This window comes from Cellulomonas avistercoris, from assembly GCF_014836445.1.
Classification (GTDB): Bacteria; Actinomycetota; Actinomycetes; order Actinomycetales; family Cellulomonadaceae; genus Cellulomonas; species Cellulomonas avistercoris.
Map to the genome: position 1 here is coordinate 1 of NZ_JACSQV010000019.1, position 15,712 is coordinate 15,712.

Sequence of the window (15,712 nt, forward strand, 5' to 3'; positions counted from 1 at the left end):
GAGCAATCCAGCCCCCACTTGCCGGCGAGAGAGCAATCCAGCCCCCCACTTGCCGGCGAGAGAGCAATCCAGCCCCCCACTTGCCGGCGAGAGAGCAATCCAGCCACCTCCGCCCCCGGCTCGCCGAGAAGTGGTCACACCGTCGACGCGCGGTCGGGGAAGTGGGCACATCTGTGACCACTCGGCGCTCCCGGGCGGGCCGGGCCGCCTTGCACGAGGACGGGGGGCGGCCCGTCATCTGTGGGACTCGGTCGGGCGCCATCCCTCGCAGCCGGGTGCGTCGGCGTCCTGGTCGCACGTCGTCGACACGAGGCGTGACGTGCGCTCCTGCACGTCGAGCGGGCGGCTCGTCGCCGCGGTCGTCGCGGTACCCGTCACCTCGCGCCACTGCGGGTCGCCGGCCACCTGGTAGCGGCCCGTCCACTCCGTCGTCAGCGTGATGGCCACGCGCCCGACGGCCTCGTACTCGTGGAACACGTCGAACGCCGGGTAGGGGCTGCCCGGGTCGTGGGTCACCGTCGAGTGCCCGTCCCCCCAGTCGTACGTGAACTGCGACGGCGTCGCCTCGACCGTCACCGGGAAGCCCAGCACCTCCGTCGTCAGCATCACGGGCGTCGGGTCGGTGAAGACGATCGTCTGGATGTTCACGAGCACCCACTCGCCGTCCGGCTGCACGTTCAGCACCGGTGCGGGCAGGGGCAGACGGCGGAAGTCCTCCGCGGTCAGCACGGGGACGACGGCGGCGCCGGCGCACGAGCCGTAGTCCTGCTGCTCCCACTCGCTCCAGATCTCCGACGGCGGGATGCGGAACCGGGTCCACCGTGGCTGTCGCGGCGTCTCGCCCTCCGCACAGACGGGCGTCCCGTAGCCCACCCGGAGCGAGCACGGCCCCTTGAACCAGTTGGCGTCCGCGTCGATGCACGCGTCCGCATACTCCGACTGCCACTGCGTCGCGCTCGACACGCCCGAACCCACGACCGGCTGCCGGGCGGACTGGTTCGCCGACCACCAGCCGATGATGTCGATCGCGCCGCGCGCCGACGGTGCGCCCGCGTCCGCGGTGAAGCTCCCGAGATCGGGCGGTGGGGTCGCTGATCCCGCGGATGCCGTTGCCAAGCCGACCATGCATCCGAGAACGAGGACCGCGACCACCACCGGCCGACCTGTCACGTCTCGACCTCTTGGAGGTCGGCACCCTCGATCCGCCAGCCGCCATCCACCCACGAGATCGCGAAGATGAAGTCCACGCGCCCGCCATCCGAGGTCTGGTGACGGGCTCCGTCAGGCATGACTGTCACCAGAGGGCCCTGTTCGACCCGGAGGAAGACCCGGAACCACTCGTCCTCACGGATCTCCGTGCTGTCCGATGCCTGGATGCGTGCCGGGTCCCGAATGCTCGAGAACCCGCCGTCGACCATCGCCTGCACCTGGTCGCGCACGTGGACGCAGTACTCGCACCCGTCCGCCGACATCGCCGCCAACGGACCGGCGTCACCCGTCGAGAACGCGTAGTCGTACAGCGCGATGAAGTGCGTCGCGGCCGCGATCGCCCCCTCCGGCGTCGGCTCGGCGTACTCGGGTGCGGGCGTGGGGAACGCCATCGGGGTCGGAGCCGGCGACGCGGTGGCCGTCACCGACGGCGACGGCGCCGCCGTCGGGGACTCCACCGGTTCACCAGCCCCGGTGCACGCCCCCAGCAGTGCCACCGCCAGCACCGTCGCCGCACCGCGCAGCACCGCACACCCTCGTCGTCGCATGGCGTCGAACCTACCGATACCGGACACGCCGTCGTGCCCACGACCACCCGTTGTGGACAACCGCCCACCCGGTCCCCCACGAACCGGCCGCCGGCGAGACCGGGCTGAGTCGTCGTCCCGCGGTCTTCCGACGACTCAGGACGGTCTCGCGGGCGTCGCGTCCCACCGTTCGGGGCGGGCGGCGGCCGGGTCGACGATCCGGGGTTCGGCGGTCGTGTCCACCACCAGGGACGCCCGCCGCCACGGCTCCGCGGCCGCGAGGTAGAGCCGCTGGGCACCCGCGTACCGGGCGAGCGGCCCGCGCGCCGGGTCGGGGTCGACGCCGTCGCGCTCGACCATCCGCCGGGCCGCGACGTCGAAGGGCACGTGCAGGTACAGCGACCAGTCCCAACGCCCGCGCAGCTCGTCGCGGTGCAGGAAGGTGCCGTCGACGAGCACGAGGGCGTCGTCGGCGGCCTGGCGGGCGGGCGCGAGGACGGTCCGGTCGGCCACGCGGTCGAACGAGGCCGGGACGTAGCGGCCGTCGGCGTCGGGGTGCAGGGGCGCCAGCGCGAGGTCGACGAGCGAGGCGTAGTCGTACGCGTCGCGCCAGAAGCCCTCGGGCGAGAACCGGCCGCGCGCGTGCCGGTGCGCCGACGGGTGGAAGAAGTCGTCGGCATGGAGCACGACGACCGGGCGGTCACGGACCCGGGCGGCGAGCCGGGCCGTGAGGGTCGTCTTGCCGCTGGCCCCGGACCCGTCGACCGCGACGAGGGCACGACGTCCCGCAGGGACGGCCTCGAGCATCCGCGAGACGAGCTCCTCGAACCCGTCGCCCATGCACCCTCCCGCCGTCGTCGGCGGCCACTGTGCCGCACACCCGTGCCCACCGCCAACGGCCGGCTCCGCCCAGCCCGCGCGACCAGGGGCGTCGTCCCCACCTCCCCCGATGTCGGAGGCCGGGAGGACGATACGGACATGACACGCATCGAGCGCATCCGTCCCGACGGGCTCGTCCGGAGCCCCGCCTTCAGCCACGTCGCCGTGGTCCCACCGGGCGCGACGACGATCTACGTCGGCGGTCAGGACGCCGTCGACGCCGACGGCCGGCTCGTCGGCGGCGGTGACGTGGCCGCCCAGGCGGTCCGGGCGGTCGAGAACGTCCGCACCGCGCTCGCGGCCGCGGGTGCGACGTTCGCGGACGTCGTCCAGTGGACCGTCCTGTTCGCGGACGGCGTCGACGTCGACGCGGCCTACGGCGCGATCGCGCCGCTCATCGCGTCGGACGACCCGGGCCTCGTCCTCGCCGCCCGCGTGGCAGGGCTGGCCGTCCCGGGCGCGCTGGTCGAGGTGAGCGTGATCGCCGCCGTGGTCCGCTGACGGCGGTCGGCAGACGCCGGTCCGCCGACGACGGCGCGCGACGACAACCCCGGGACGACGACCCCCGGACGCCCCTCCGCACCGCGGGGCCGCTACCGTGACCGCCGTGCCGCACCCTCCGCTCCGCTCCCGGCGCGGCTCCGCCGACGCGCCTGCCGACCGCCCCGCTGCCGCACGGCGCACCGAACCGCGCACCGAACCGCGCACCGCACCCCGCACCGGACGGCGCGCTCGCGCGCTGCGTGCCGTGGCGGTCGTCGCCGCCGTCGTCGTGCTCGGGCCGTTCCTCGTCGTGCAGGGCGTCGGGCAGGCGGGTGTCGCCCCGGACGCGGCCGACGTGCCCGGCCGGCCCGTCGCGCTCGTGCTCGGTGCCGGGCTCACACCGGCCGGCGACCCCTCGCCGTACCTGCGCCGCCGGCTCGACGCCGCCGTCGACCTGTACCAGCGCGGCGTCGTCGAGGCCGTCCTGGTCAGCGGCGACCGCTCCGGACCCGACTACGACGAGCCGGGCGCGATGCGCGACCACCTGATCGCGCGCGGCGTCCCCGCCGACGCGATCGTGCGGGACGACGCGGGCGTCGACACGCACACCAGCTGCGTGCGCGCGCACGACCTGCTGGGCGTGGACGCCGCGGTCGTCGTCACGCAGGACTACCACCTGCGCCGCGCGCTCTTCTCGTGCGGTGCCGCCGGGATCGACGCCGTCGGCATCGGGGTGTCGGCGCAGAGCGAGCGTCGCGTGAAGGCCGTCGGGTGGCACCTGCGCGAGGTGCCCGCCGCCGCCAAGGCCGTGCTGGACGCGCTGCGGTCCTGACGTGAGGTCCTGACGTGTCGGCGGGCACGCCTCACGCGCGCCCGGGTCGTAGGGTCGACGCATGGCACGCAGCATCGCGACGACCACGCCCGTCGGCCTGACCGAGCTCCTGGAGTTCGTCCGGCCGCGGCACCACCTGCTCCTGGTCACCTCGCGCGCCGACGGACGCCCGCAGGTGTCGCCGGTCAGCGGCGGCGTCGACGACGCGGGCCGGATCGTCATCTCGACCTACCCGGACCGGGCCAAGGTGCGCAACGTCGAGCGTGACGCCCGGGTGAGCGTGTGCGTGCTCTCGGACGACTGGGACGGGCCGTGGGTGCAGGTCGACGGGCAGGCCGAGGTGCTGCACATGCCGGCCGCGGAGGACGCGCTGGTCGACTACTACCGCTGCATCGCGGGCGAGCACCCCGACTGGGACGAGTACCGCGCGGCGATGCGCCTGCAGGGCAAGAGCCTGATCCGCGTGACCCCGGAGCGCTGGGGGCCGCTCGCGACGGGCGGGTTCCCCGCCGAGGTCGCGGCGCGGCTCGACGCCCAGCCCTGACCCTCCGCCGCGCTCGGCCAAGCGGCCCCGGGCGGGTCAGGCCGACGCGCCCGGGTGCACGATGAGCCACGTGGCGACCGTCGTGCCGTCCGACCGGTTGCTCAGCCGGTGGGGCGTGGTGCACGCGTAGGAGATGGTGTCGCCGGTCCGCAGGACGACGCGCTCGTCGGCGAAGTCGATCGTCAGCTCGCCGCGCACCACGGTGCCGATCTCGTACCCGACGTGGGTGACGAGCTCGTGCTGCCGTCCGGCGACGGTGTGCGGCGGGTAGGTCGACTCGAAGAAGTCGACGTCGTGCGAGACACCGGGCGACAGGCGCCGGTACACGACGCCGCCCTCGAGCGTGACGGACTCGACCTCGACGGCGCGACGCACGACGTACCCGTCCGGCACGGGCGTCGAGAGCTCGACGTCGGGGGTGCCGGACGTGCCGCCGAAGACGTCGACGAGGGTGGCGTCGACCGCCGTGACGAGCTCGAACAGCCGGTTGACCGAGGGTCGCAGGACCCCGCGCTCGATCTGGGAGACGGCGCTGGCCGAGATGCCGAGACGGCTGCCGACCTCGCGCAGCGTGAGCCCGCGGTCCTCGCGCAGCGCACGCAGGCGCGCACCGAGCTGCTCGGCGTCGAAGGACGCCAGCAGGCTCCCGGCGTCCGGCGCGGTACTCACGTCGATCCTCCTCGTTCCGGTTCGCACGTGAAGCAGGAAGTTCACACGGTCGAAACCCACCGATGGACGTGAAGTCATAGATTCACACATCGTCGAGCTCCTGCAGCCCCGGCTTCAGGTCCGCTCACGGTACGTGATCCGTCCACCCGCGGCCAGGGTGGACCCCCGGTCGGGTCACCGACCCACGGCACCCCGGTGCCCCCGCGTCGCACGCCACCCTCCCCGACGTCCCGAGTGCGAGGACCGCCATGACCGCTCCGCACGACCTCCCCGCCGTCGTCCCCCTGGACGCCGCGGCCCCTGCCGCACCGGCCACCACCGGCAAGCCGAACGACCTCGTCGAGGCCGCGGGCCTGCCCGTGGGCGCCGGCGAGATCAAGGCGACGTACGACCCGCGCCTGACCAACGAGGACCTCGCGCCGCTCACGAAGCAGAGCTGGTCGTCGTACAACATCTTCGCGTTCTGGATGTCCGACGTGCACAGCGTCGGCGGCTACGTCACCGCGGGGTCGCTGTTCGCGCTCGGCATCGCCTCCTGGCAGGTGCTGGTCGCGCTCGTCGTCGGCATCGTCATCGTCCAGGTGTTCTGCAACCTCGTCGCCAAGCCGAGCCAGAAGACGGGCGTGCCGTACCCGGTCATCAACCGCGCGGTGTTCGGCGTGCTCGGCGCCAACATCCCCGCCGTGATCCGCGGCCTCATCGCGGTGGCCTGGTACGGCGTGCAGACGTTCCTCGCGGCCGAGGCGCTCAACATCATCTTCCTCAAGTTCGTCCCCGGCTCCGCGGCCCTGCTCGAGCCGTCGTTCGTCGGCCTGAACGCGCTCGGCTGGATCTCCTACGCGATCCTCTGGGTCGCGCAGGCCGCGCTGTTCTGGAACGGCATGGAGACGATCCGCCGCTTCATCGACTGGGCCGGGCCCGCGGTGTACGTCGTCATGATCGTCCTGGCGATCTACCTGGTGTCCGAGGCCGGCTGGGAGAACATCTCGCTCAACCTGTCCTCGGGCCCGCCGATGACGTTCGCCGCGTCGATCCCCGTGATGCTCTCCGCCATCGCGCTGGTCGTGTCCTACTTCTCCGGGCCGATGCTCAACTTCGGTGACTTCGCGCGGTACGGACGGTCGTTCGCGGCGGTCAAGAAGGGCAACTTCCTCGGCCTGCCGATCAACTTCCTGTTCTTCTCGCTGCTCACCGTCATCTGCGCGTCGGCGACGGTCCCCGTCTTCGGCGAGCTCATGACCGACCCCATCAAGACCGTCGAGGCCATCGACACGCCGTTCGCGATCCTGCTCGGGGGCCTGACGTTCGTCACCGCGACCGTCGGCATCAACATCGTCGCCAACTTCATCTCGCCCGCGTTCGACTTCTCCAACGTCTCCCCGCAGCGCATCTCGTGGCGCACGGGCGGCATGATCGCCGCCGTCGGCTCCGTGATCCTCACGCCGTGGAACTGGTACGCCAACGACGAGGCGATCCACTACACGCTCGGCGTGCTGGGCGCGCTCATCGGCCCGCTGTTCGGCATCCTCATCGCCGGGTACTACGTCATCGGCAGGCAGCGCGTGCACGTCGACGACATGTTCACCATGGCCCCCACCGGCCGGTACTGGTACACCCGCGGCTACAACCGCAACGCCGTGGCGACCGTCATCGGGTCGGGCCTCATCGCCATCGCCACGGCCGTCCTGCCCAGGCTCGCGGCGTCGCTCGGCCTGTTCGACGTCACGTGGATCGCGTCGTACTCGTGGTTCATCGGCTGCGGCCTCGGGTTCGCGATGTTCGTCTTCCTCGAGCGTCGCAACCCGCAGATCCCGACGCTCGACGCGTCCGACCCGCGCGTGTCCGACGGCACGCAGGACGTCCCCGTGGTCGTCAGCCACCACGCCGAGCCCACGGGCTCCTGAGGCGCGTCGTGCACGACGACATCCGGATCCGGGTCGTCAACCCGAACACCACCCGGGCGATGACCGACCTCATCGGTCGGTCCGCCCGGGTGGTGGCCGGGCCCGGCGTGCACGTCGACGCCGTCCAGCCCACCACCGGCCCGGCCTCGATCGAGAGCCACTACGAGGAGGCGCTGGCCGCCGTCGGCGTCCTCGAGCAGGTGCGCCTCGGCGAGGCCGCGGGGGTCGACGCGTACGTCGTCGCGTGCTTCGGCGACCCGGGGCTCGACGCGGCACGCGAGCTCGCGCACGGGCCGGTGCTGGGGATCGCGGAGGCCGCCTTCCACGCCGCGGCGATGGTCGCGCGCCGGTTCAGCGTCGTGACGTCCCTGGGCCGGACCGCCGGACGGGCCCACGAGCTGCTCGACCGGTACGGGTTCGCCCGTGCGTGCGCCGCGGTGCACGCGTGCGAGATCCCGGTGCTGGCGCTCGAGGACCCGACGTCCGGGGCGCTCGAGCGCGTCACGGCGGCGTGCCGCGCGGCGGTCGAGGCCGACGACGTGGACGCCGTGGTGCTCGGCTGCGCCGGGATGGCGGCGTTCACGGGGCGGATCTCCGACGCGATCGGGGTTCCCGTCGTCGACGGCGTGGCGGCCGCGACGACGTTCGCGGCCGCCCTCGTCCGCGCCGGTCTGCGCACGTCGACGCGCTCGGAGTACGCACCCCCGCCGCCCAAGCCGGTGCCCGGCCTGCTCGGCGGATTCGCGATCCGGCAGACGTCCCCGGCAGCGCTCCCCGTCGGCTGAGGCTGCGCCGGCCGACGCCTGCTACCAGGCGTGCAGGTCCGGCGACCCGCCCGGGAACGCCGCGAACGTCGCGCGCTCCTCGTCCGTGAACGGCCGCGACGTGTACGTGGCGCCGTCGAGCTGCACCATCCGCGAGCGCGCACGCAGCGCGACCACGCCGTCGGGGTCCTCGCCGTCGATGATCTCGTACGCGAAGTCGACCGACGAGCGCCCCAGCCGCGGCACCCACACCTCCACGACGACGGGCGCGGGCCGGAACCGGATGGGTGCGAGGTAGTCGATCTCGTGCTTCACGACGACCAGCAGCGACGCCGTCATCGCCCCGACCTCGTCGACCCCCATGCGCGGGAACAGCGTGAACCGCGCGTCGTCGAGGTACCGCAGGAACGCCGCGTTGTTCACGTGGCCGAACAGGTCGACGTCCGACCAGCGCACCTGCATCACGACGCGCCCGCGTCCGGGGCGCGGCAGGCCGGGGGCCAGGGTCGGGCCGAGGGTCTCGTCCATGACGTCACGGTACGTCGCGGCACGTGGTGGACGCCCGGCAGCCACGCCCCGTCACCGCGGTCACGTCCTACGCTCGCGGGGAGCCCGGACGACCGGGCCGACGACGACGAGGACGCGCCCGTGCCCCACCACGACGACCCGCCCACCGTCACGGTCCTGACGGGCGCCGGCATCTCGACCGCGTCGGGCATCCCCGACTTCCGCGGCCCGCAGGGCGTGTGGACGCGCGACCCCGCCGCGGCGGACCTGCTCGACATCGACGCCTACGCGCGTGACGCGCGGGTCCGCGAGCGCGGCTGGCGCGCGTGGGCGCAGCACGCCGTGTGGGAGGCCCGACCGACGGCGGCGCACCGCTGCCTGGTCGACCTGGAGCGCGCGGGCCTGCTCGTCGCGGTGCTGACGCAGAACTTCGACGGGCTGCACCAAGCGGCGGGCAGCTCACCGGACAAGGTCGTGGAGCTGCACGGGACGCTGACGACGACGTCGTGCCTGCGGTGCGCGACGACGGTGCCGACGCGGGACGTCCTGGCGCGGCTGCCCACCGAGCCCGACCCGCGCTGCCAGGTGTGCGGCGGGATCCTCAAGCCGGACGTCGTGTACTTCGGCGAGCGGCTGCCCGACGACGCCCTGGAGCGCGCCGTCGCCGCGACGCGTGACGCGCACACGTTCGTCGCCGTCGGCACGACCCTGACGGTGCACCCCGTCGCCGGTCTGGTCCCGCTCGCGGTGGACGCGGGCGCACGGCTCGTCGTCGTCAACGCCGAGCCGACGGCGTACGACCACCTCGCGGACGAGATCCTGCGCGACCCGATCGACCAGGCCCTCCCCGACCTGGTCGCGCGTCTCGTCAGAGCGCGGGAACCGGGGCTCTGACGCCCGGTTCCCGCGCTCTGACGGGGCCGTGCCGCGGTGGTGTCGTCAGGTGAGCCAGTCGCGGACGGCCGCGACGACGGGTGCGTCGGCCGGACCGTGCGTGCCGGGGACGACGACGAGGGTCGCCGGGCCGGCCACGGCGGCGAGGTGGGCCGCGAGCTCGTCCGGGGTGCCGAACGGGTCGGACGCGCCGCTGACGGCCAGCACGGGCACGTCGATGCGCGGCAGGTGCGCGATCCGCAGCTGCTCGGGCCTGCCGGGCGGGTGCAGCGGGTAGGACAGCAGCAGCAGACCGGCGACCGCGAGCCCGTCCGCCACGGCCATCGAGCTCATGCGCCCGCCGAACGACCGTCCGCCGACCACGAGCCGCTCGGTCGCCACGCCGAGCTCGGCGGCGAAGGCGTCGGCCTCCTCGCGCACGCGCGCCGGCGCGGCCTTCGCGCCGCGGGGCAGGTCGATGCGCCGTACCGGGATCCCGGCGGCCGTCAGCGCGGTGTCGAGCGCGACGAGCGTCCGGTTGTCCCGCGTCGCACCCGCCCCGGGCGCCAGCAGCACGCCCGCGACGTCGACCGGCCCGGACCCCGCCCGCAGCACCCGCACGTCCGCCATCCCCCCATCCTCACCCACCCCCAGGAGCCCGAGAGAGCAATCCCCCCCCCCAGGAGCTCGAGAGAGCAATCCGGCCACCCATCCCCTGGGGCGTGAGAGAGCAATCCAGCACAACGCGCCGGTGGGCAGGACGGGACGCGCGACCCTGGATTGCTCTCTCGCGGGGAGGAGGGGGCGGGAGTGTTCTCTCGCGGGTGGGGGGAGAGGGCTGGATTGCTCTCTCGCGCCGGGGGGTGAGGGAGGGTGGGCAGGGCACGACGTGGGTGGGGGGCGCGGGAGATCACCCTGTGGGCGGTGCGGGAGGGTGCGGAGTCGCAGGTAGCCTGCCCGCCGTGAGCCGCGACACCGTGTCCCCGTCCGACCGCACCCGGGCCGGTGCGCTGTGCGACCGCATCGACGCGGTGTTCGAGCAGCGCGTCGTCGGGCAGTCGCAGCTGCGGGCGTCGCTCGTGGTCGCGCTGATGTGCGGCGGGCACGTCCTGCTGGAGTCGGTGCCGGGTCTGGCCAAGACGACGGCCGCGCAGACGCTCGCGCACGCGGTGTCCGGCTCGTTCCACCGCATCCAGTGCACGCCGGACCTCATGCCGTCGGACATCGTCGGCACGCAGGTCTTCAACTACGGGACGTCGACGTTCACGACGCAGCTCGGGCCCGTGCACGCCAACGTCGTGCTGCTCGACGAGATCAACCGGTCCTCCGCCAAGACGCAGTCGGCGATGCTCGAGGCGATGCAGGAGCGGCAGACGACCATCGCCGGGGAGATCCACAAGGTCCCGTCGCCGTTCATGGTCCTGGCCACCCAGAACCCCATCGAGGAGGAGGGCACGCACGTGCTGCCCGAGGCCCAGATGGACCGGTTCCTGCTCAAGGAGGTGCTCGACTACCCGGACGCCGACGAGGAGGTCGAGATCCTCGAGCGCATCTCCGACGGGCGCATGACGCGCGCGCTGCGCAGCGACCGCCTGGGTCTCGACGAGATCGCGTGGCTCCAGCGCACGGTCGACCAGGTGTACGTGGACCGCTCGATCCGCCGGTACGTCGTCGACCTGGTCGCCACCACGCGCGGCCGCGGCCCCGTCCAGGTGCCCGGGCTGGACCGGCTGGTGCGCATGGGTGCCAGCCCCCGCGGGTCCATCTCGCTCATGCGCGTCGCCCAGGCGGTCGCGCTGCGGGCCGGGCGCGGGCACGTCGTCCCGGAGGACGTGCACGCGATGCGCAACGCCGTGCTGCGGCACCGCATCGTGCGCTCGTTCGACGCGATCGCGGACGACGTGTCGACCGAGTCGATCATCACGTCCGTGTTCGACGCGGTCCCGGTGCCCTGACCCGTGCCCGCCCGGTCCCGTCTCGCGCTGGTGCGCGCGCGCCTGCAGCTGCCGACGCTGCGGCGCGCCACCGGCCTGCTCGACGGGCGGCACCGCGCGGTGTGGAAGGGGCACGGCGACGAGGTCGACGACCTGCACGTCTACACGCCCGGGGACGACGTCGGCGACATCGACTGGCGCGCGTCCGCGCGCTCGGCGCAGCCGGTCGTCAAGCGCTACGAGGCGACGTCGAACGTCGGTCTCGTGCTGGTCGTCGACACCGGACGGCACATGTGCGCGACGTCGGCGGGCGGTGAGCCCAAGCACGAGGTCGCCCAGCTCGTCGCCGACGTGGTCGCGCACCTCGCGCACCAGCGCGGCGACCGCGTGTCGCTCGTCGCGGGCGACGCGGGCCGCGTGCTCGAGGTCCCGGCGGGCGCCGGCACGACGCACCTCGAGGTGCTGCTGCGACGCGTCGAGCGCGCGTTCGACCCGGAGGCCCCCGAGGGCGACCTCGCGCGGCTCCTCGACCGGGTGCTGCGCCGCACGGCACGCCGCTCGCTGGTCGTCGTCGTGACGGACGAGGCGCGGCCGGGAGCCGCGGACGAGCGCGCCCTGGCGCGCCTGCGCACGCGGCACGAGGTGATGGTGGTGCAGGTCGTCGACGCGGACCTGTTCGCGGACGGCCTGGGTGCGGCGCCGGGCACGCTCGCGGGCGGGTCGGCGGCCGCGGTGCGTGGCCGACCGGTCGTGGCACCGCCGCGCGGGCGGCCCGTGCGGGACGTCGTGAGCGGCTGGTCCCTGCCCGCCTACCTGCGGGGCCGGCGCGGCGTGCGCGAGGCGGTGGCCGCCGCCCGCAGCGCCCGGCACGCGGAGGTCGAGGGGCGCACCCGGCGCCTGGGTGTCACCTCGGTGACGGTCGAGAGCACGCACGACGTGCTGGACGAGATGGTCGCGCTGCTCGGGAGGTCGCGTCGTGCCGGGCGCTGAGCTGGTCGACCCCGTGGCGTACGCGCCGTGGTGGCCGTGGGTCTCGCTCGCGATCGCCGTCGCGGTCGTCGCGTGGTTCGTGTGGGTGGTGCGCTCGACGCGCGCGCCCGCCCCCACGGCGCCGACCGCCCCGCCCGGACCCGCGACGGCTCCCCCGGCGCCGGCGTCCCGCAAGGACCCGTACGCCGCGCTGCGCGGCACGACGCTCGCGCGGCTCGACGAGGTCGAGAGCCGCTACCGGGCCGGTGAGGTCGACACCCGCGCGGCGAACCTGGAGATCCGGTACGTGCTGCGCGAGTTCGCGACGGCGCGCACGGGCGTCGACACGTCCGCGATGACCGCGTCCGCCGCGCGCGCCGACCGCCGGACCCGTCCCCTGGCGTCGCTCCTGGAGGGCACGTCGATGCCGACGTTCGCGGCGACGTCGCGCGCGCGGGTCGCCCGCTCGCTCGCCGAGGCCCGCAAGCGGGTGCGCGCGTGGTGACGCGCGAGGGGCTCGAGGTGCCGTGGCTGGTGCCGGTGGTCCTGGGCGTCGTGGTCGCCGCGCTCGTCGTCGGGCTGCTCGTGCGGGACCGGCGCGGGACGACGCCCGTGGCCAACACCGACGACCTGCGGGCCGTGCCGGCGCTGCGGGCCTGGCGCGTGCGCTACCGGGCGCTGCGCGTCGGCGTCGCGCTCGCCGTCGCCGCGGCCGCCGTGGGGGCCGCGCTGCTCGCCGCGCGTCCGGTCACCGTCCAGGAGCGCACGCGCGAGCTCGCCAACCGGGACATCGTGCTGTGCCTCGACGTGTCGGGGTCGATGCTCGACTACGACGAGCGCGTCGTGGAGACGTTCGAGCGGCTCGTCGACGGGTTCACGGGCGAGCGCGTCGCGCTGTCGGTGTTCGACTCGACCTCCGCGACGGTCTTCCCCCTGACGGACGACTACGAGCTGGTCACCACGCAGCTGCGCACGGCGCGCGAGGCCTTCACCGACCTCGGGTCGGACGCGGCCGCCGACGTCCTGCGGGGCACGACCGGGCTCGAGGGGCAGGCCTCGCTCATCGGCGACGGCGTCGCGTCGTGCGCGATGCTCTTCGACCAGTACGACGCCGACCGGTCCCGCTCCGTCGTCCTGGCGACGGACAACGAGGTGTGGGGCAGCCCGGTGTACTCGCTGCCCGAGGCCGCCGCGCTCGCGGCGTCCCGCGGCGTCGTCCTGCACGCGCTGTACCCCGACGAGGACCGGGACCTGGGCGCGGCCACCGCGGCCGAGCTGCGGATCGCGGCCGAGGGCACGGGCGGCACGTTCGCCGCCGCGCAGGACGCGGGCGCGGTGCCCGCGATCCTCGCGCAGGTGCAGGCCGGGCAGCTCGCGGCCATGCAGGCCGATCCGGAGCGCGTCGTCACGGACGACGACGACCCGTGGGTGCGGCTCCTGTACGCCGCGGGGCTGGGCGTCGTGCTGCTCGCGTGGCGGGTGCGCGCATGAGCGCCCGCGCGGTCGTCCCGGTGGTCGTCGTGCTGGTCACGGCGCTGCCCGTGCTCGTCCTGTGCGTCGGGCAGGCCCTCGGGCTCGGGCTGCGGCGCGGCCGGGTCCGGCGGTCCGACGCGCCGCGGGCCGGCACGTGGACGTGGTGGCGACGCGCCGCTCTCGTCGTCGTCCTGGGCGTCGTGGGGCTGACGCCGACCGTCGCGGTGACGCAGGCGGGCGGTGCGCGCGTGGGCGTACAGCTGTGGTTCGTCGTCGACCGCACGGGCTCGATGGCCGCCGAGGACTGGGGCCCCGGCGACCCCGTGGTGCGCGGGCCGGGGCTGGCGCCCGTGCCGGCGGTGCAGCGCCTCGACGGCGTCCGGCACGACGTGGTCTCCCTGGCGGGCGACGTGCCCGGCGCGTTCTACTCGGTCGTCGCCTTCGCCGACGAGGCCGGCACGCAGCTGCCCCTGACGGACGACGCGACGGCCGTGCGCGCGTGGGCGCAGACCGTGACGCAGGAGGTCACGGCCGGCTCGGCGGGGACGCGCCGCGACCGCGCCCTCGACGTGCTGGAGCGCTCGCTGCGTGACGCGCAGGACCGTGACCCGGCGATGGCGCGGCTCGTGTTCTACCTCTCGGACGGCGAGCAGACCGCGGACGAGGAGCCCGGCACGTTCGCGTCGATCGCGCCGCTCGTCGACGGGGGTGCCGTGCTCGGGTACGGGACGCCCTCCGGCGCACCGATGCGCACGTACGACGGCACGCTCGACCCGGACGCCGAGTACATCCCCGACCCCGACGACCCGTCGCGCCCCGCCCTGTCGCGGGCCGACGAGGCCGCGCTGCGGCAGGTCGCGGCCGAGCTCGGCGTGCCGTACGTCCACCGCGACGGCCCGACGAGCACCGCCGACCTCGTGGCCGACGTCGACCTGGACGCGATCGCCGCCGACGGGCGCACGGACGTGAGCGCACGGCGCGACGTCGTGTGGCCGTTCGCGCTCGCAGCCGGCGTGCTGCTCGCCGCGGAGGCGTGGACGTGGGCGCGCGCGTCGAGCCGGTGGCGGAGGCGGCGATGAGCAGCAAGCGTGACCGGGCCCGTCGGGCGCAGGAGAAGGTGGTCCGGGACCGGGCCGCCCGGGAGGCGCGCCGTCGCGCCGTGCCCCCGCACGTGCGCCGTCGGCGCCGCCTGCTGCGGTGGAGCTGGCTGCCCGCGCTCGTGCTGCTGGGCCTCGCCGTGAACCTCCTGACGCTCGGCCCCGGGTACCGCGAGGCACGCGCCGCGTACGACGCGGGCGAGGAGTGGGAGGCCGTCGACCTGTTCGACCGGGTCGACCGCTGGACCTTCGTGGAGCGCTGGAAGGGTGCGTTCAACGCCGGCACGGCCCGGTACCGCGCGGGCCTGTACGGCAGCGCGATCCGGTACCTCGACGAGGCGCTCGAGACGGTGCCCGACGAGCACCGCTGCGACGTCCAGACCAACCGCGCCCTCGCGCTGCAGGCGCAGGAGGCCGAGACGCGCGAGGAGGCCGAGGTGCAGCTCGCGTACGTCGAGGAGCTCGCCGCGGCCCTCGCCGCGCAGGCCGCGGGCGAGCCGTACGACGCCGAGGTCCTCGAGCCGCCGTACGAGGGCGCCGACGACCCCACCGTCGCCGACGAGCTCGGCTTCGCGGGGTACCTGCTGCGGATGGCGGCCGACGACGCGGCGCTCGCGGCCGAGGCGCTCGCCGACCCGGCGTGCACACCGCCCCCCTCCCAGGGTGGCGGCGGGCAGGACGAGCAGGACGAGCAGGACCAGGGCGGCGGCGGGCAGGACGCGGCGCCGACGCCGCAGCAGGAGGCCGAGCAGCGCATGCAGGAGCTGCTCGACCTCGCCACCGACGTCGAGCGCCTGGCGCAGGCGGCGCAGGACGGCACGCTCGAGGGTGCGCCGACCCCCGGTGCGGGCGGCCAGGAGGCACCGGACCCGGCGCAGGCCGAGGCGGAGCGTCAGGAGGCGCTCGCGGAGCGCAACCAGCAGGCGGGCGGCGGCGGTGGCGGCCAGCCCGCACCGTCGGGCGGCGACGGCACGGGTACGGCCCCCGGCGGAGGTGACGGACCGGGCTCGGGCGGGGGCGGCGGCGCCCGGAACTGGTGAGCCGGTGC

At 74.7% G+C, this 15,712-nt stretch carries 18 protein-coding genes; 12 read left to right on the forward strand and 6 right to left on the reverse strand.

All coding sequences use genetic code 11. The features are described 5' to 3' along the window. Nucleotides 1-234: 234 nt before the first annotated feature. The 3 genes from H9657_RS17150 to H9657_RS17160 all read right to left on the reverse strand — a co-directional run bounded on the left by H9657_RS17150 (nucleotide 235) and on the right by H9657_RS17160 (nucleotide 2,576). Entirely contained in the window at nucleotides 235-1,116 is an 882-nt protein-coding gene (locus tag H9657_RS17150; RefSeq protein WP_191784650.1) for a hypothetical protein, read from the reverse strand. 50 nt (nucleotides 1,117-1,166) lie between these two features. Beyond that, on the reverse strand, nucleotides 1,167-1,757 hold the full coding sequence (locus H9657_RS17155) for a DUF6318 family protein (RefSeq protein WP_191784651.1): 591 nt from the start codon (nucleotides 1,755-1,757) through the stop codon (nucleotides 1,167-1,169). A gap of 135 nt (nucleotides 1,758-1,892) precedes the next feature. Further along, nucleotides 1,893-2,576, reverse strand: coding sequence for a nucleoside/nucleotide kinase family protein (locus H9657_RS17160; RefSeq protein WP_191784652.1), 684 nt, complete (start codon nucleotides 2,574-2,576; stop codon nucleotides 1,893-1,895). 138 nt (nucleotides 2,577-2,714) lie between these two features. Here H9657_RS17160 and H9657_RS17165 point away from each other — a divergent pair, with 138 nt between their 5' ends. From H9657_RS17165 to H9657_RS17175, 3 genes are all read left to right on the forward strand, one after another. Then, on the forward strand, nucleotides 2,715-3,116 hold the full coding sequence (locus tag H9657_RS17165; protein WP_191784653.1) for a RidA family protein: 402 nt from the start codon (nucleotides 2,715-2,717) through the stop codon (nucleotides 3,114-3,116). Nucleotides 3,117-3,222: 106 nt separating this feature from the next. Continuing rightward, complete coding sequence (locus tag H9657_RS17170) at nucleotides 3,223-3,930, forward strand: SanA/YdcF family protein (RefSeq protein ID WP_191784654.1); 708 nt, start codon at nucleotides 3,223-3,225, stop codon at nucleotides 3,928-3,930. A gap of 61 nt (nucleotides 3,931-3,991) precedes the next feature. Beyond that, complete coding sequence (locus H9657_RS17175; protein ID WP_191784655.1) at nucleotides 3,992-4,474, forward strand: PPOX class F420-dependent oxidoreductase; 483 nt, start codon at nucleotides 3,992-3,994, stop codon at nucleotides 4,472-4,474. A 36-nt stretch (nucleotides 4,475-4,510) separates the two neighbouring features. On the opposite strand, the gene H9657_RS17180 is transcribed toward H9657_RS17175, so the two are convergent. Beyond that, entirely contained in the window at nucleotides 4,511-5,143 is a 633-nt protein-coding gene (locus H9657_RS17180; RefSeq protein WP_318241568.1) for a helix-turn-helix domain-containing protein, read from the reverse strand. A 248-nt stretch (nucleotides 5,144-5,391) separates the two neighbouring features. Between H9657_RS17180 and H9657_RS17185 the strand changes: the two genes are divergently transcribed. Both H9657_RS17185 and H9657_RS17190 read left to right on the forward strand, forming a co-directional pair. Then, complete coding sequence (locus tag H9657_RS17185; protein WP_191784657.1) at nucleotides 5,392-7,047, forward strand: NCS1 family nucleobase:cation symporter-1; 1,656 nt, start codon at nucleotides 5,392-5,394, stop codon at nucleotides 7,045-7,047. Between the two features lie 8 nt (nucleotides 7,048-7,055). After that, nucleotides 7,056-7,832 (forward strand): aspartate/glutamate racemase family protein, encoded by a 777-nt coding sequence (locus tag H9657_RS17190; protein ID WP_318241569.1) that lies wholly within the window; start codon nucleotides 7,056-7,058, stop codon nucleotides 7,830-7,832. Nucleotides 7,833-7,853: 21 nt separating this feature from the next. On the opposite strand, the gene H9657_RS17195 is transcribed toward H9657_RS17190, so the two are convergent. After that, the gene (locus H9657_RS17195; protein WP_191784658.1) at nucleotides 7,854-8,339 is read right to left on the reverse strand and encodes an acyl-CoA thioesterase; all 486 of its coding nucleotides are present in this window, start codon (nucleotides 8,337-8,339) and stop codon (nucleotides 7,854-7,856) included. Nucleotides 8,340-8,459: 120 nt separating this feature from the next. Here H9657_RS17195 and H9657_RS17200 point away from each other — a divergent pair, with 120 nt between their 5' ends. Then, the gene (locus tag H9657_RS17200) at nucleotides 8,460-9,212 is read left to right on the forward strand and encodes an SIR2 family NAD-dependent protein deacylase (RefSeq protein ID WP_191784659.1); all 753 of its coding nucleotides are present in this window, start codon (nucleotides 8,460-8,462) and stop codon (nucleotides 9,210-9,212) included. 45 nt (nucleotides 9,213-9,257) lie between these two features. Here the strand turns inward: H9657_RS17200 and H9657_RS17205 are convergent, their stop codons facing one another. Further along, a complete protein-coding gene (locus H9657_RS17205; RefSeq protein ID WP_191784660.1) occupies nucleotides 9,258-9,821 on the reverse strand; it encodes an alpha/beta hydrolase family protein in 564 nt (187 codons plus the stop codon). Nucleotides 9,822-10,153: 332 nt separating this feature from the next. Here H9657_RS17205 and H9657_RS17210 point away from each other — a divergent pair, with 332 nt between their 5' ends. From H9657_RS17210 to H9657_RS17235, 6 genes are read left to right on the forward strand one after another with little or no spacing between them, the layout of a single operon-like run. After that, the gene (locus tag H9657_RS17210) at nucleotides 10,154-11,146 is read left to right on the forward strand and encodes an AAA family ATPase (protein ID WP_191784661.1); all 993 of its coding nucleotides are present in this window, start codon (nucleotides 10,154-10,156) and stop codon (nucleotides 11,144-11,146) included. A gap of 3 nt (nucleotides 11,147-11,149) precedes the next feature. After that, entirely contained in the window at nucleotides 11,150-12,115 is a 966-nt protein-coding gene (locus H9657_RS17215; protein WP_191784662.1) for a DUF58 domain-containing protein, read from the forward strand. Continuing rightward, nucleotides 12,102-12,599: a hypothetical protein gene (locus tag H9657_RS17220; protein ID WP_191784663.1), complete on the forward strand. Its 498-nt coding sequence runs from the start codon at nucleotides 12,102-12,104 to the stop codon at nucleotides 12,597-12,599. Before H9657_RS17215 ends, H9657_RS17220 begins: the two co-directional genes overlap by 14 nt. Next, nucleotides 12,593-13,585, forward strand: coding sequence for a VWA domain-containing protein (locus tag H9657_RS17225; protein ID WP_191784664.1), 993 nt, complete (start codon nucleotides 12,593-12,595; stop codon nucleotides 13,583-13,585). The genes H9657_RS17220 and H9657_RS17225 overlap by 7 nt, the downstream gene beginning before the upstream one ends. Then, nucleotides 13,582-14,646, forward strand: coding sequence for a VWA domain-containing protein (locus H9657_RS17230; RefSeq protein ID WP_191784665.1), 1,065 nt, complete (start codon nucleotides 13,582-13,584; stop codon nucleotides 14,644-14,646). Before H9657_RS17225 ends, H9657_RS17230 begins: the two co-directional genes overlap by 4 nt. Beyond that, nucleotides 14,643-15,704, forward strand: a complete 1,062-nt coding sequence (locus H9657_RS17235) for a hypothetical protein (RefSeq protein WP_191784666.1) — start codon at nucleotides 14,643-14,645, stop codon at nucleotides 15,702-15,704. The genes H9657_RS17230 and H9657_RS17235 overlap by 4 nt, the downstream gene beginning before the upstream one ends. Nucleotides 15,705-15,712 lie beyond the last annotated feature (8 nt).

Bases quoted from the DNA above. Each gene is read 5' to 3' on its own strand.
- H9657_RS17175 (WP_191784655.1), top strand. From the start codon at position 3,992: ATGGCACGCAGCATCGCGACGACCACGCCCGTCGGCCTGACCGAGCTC.
- H9657_RS17230 (WP_191784665.1), top strand. From the start codon at position 13,582: ATGAGCGCCCGCGCGGTCGTCCCGGTGGTCGTCGTGCTGGTCACGGCG.
- H9657_RS17185 (WP_191784657.1), top strand. From the start codon at position 5,392: ATGACCGCTCCGCACGACCTCCCCGCCGTCGTCCCCCTGGACGCCGCG.
- H9657_RS17205 (WP_191784660.1), bottom strand. From the start codon at position 9,821: ATGGCGGACGTGCGGGTGCTGCGGGCGGGGTCCGGGCCGGTCGACGTC.
- H9657_RS17160 (WP_191784652.1), bottom strand. From the start codon at position 2,576: ATGGGCGACGGGTTCGAGGAGCTCGTCTCGCGGATGCTCGAGGCCGTC.
- H9657_RS17195 (WP_191784658.1), bottom strand. From the start codon at position 8,339: ATGGACGAGACCCTCGGCCCGACCCTGGCCCCCGGCCTGCCGCGCCCC.
- H9657_RS17165 (WP_191784653.1), top strand. From the start codon at position 2,715: ATGACACGCATCGAGCGCATCCGTCCCGACGGGCTCGTCCGGAGCCCC.
- H9657_RS17155 (WP_191784651.1), bottom strand. From the start codon at position 1,757: ATGCGACGACGAGGGTGTGCGGTGCTGCGCGGTGCGGCGACGGTGCTG.
- H9657_RS17235 (WP_191784666.1), top strand. From the start codon at position 14,643: ATGAGCAGCAAGCGTGACCGGGCCCGTCGGGCGCAGGAGAAGGTGGTC.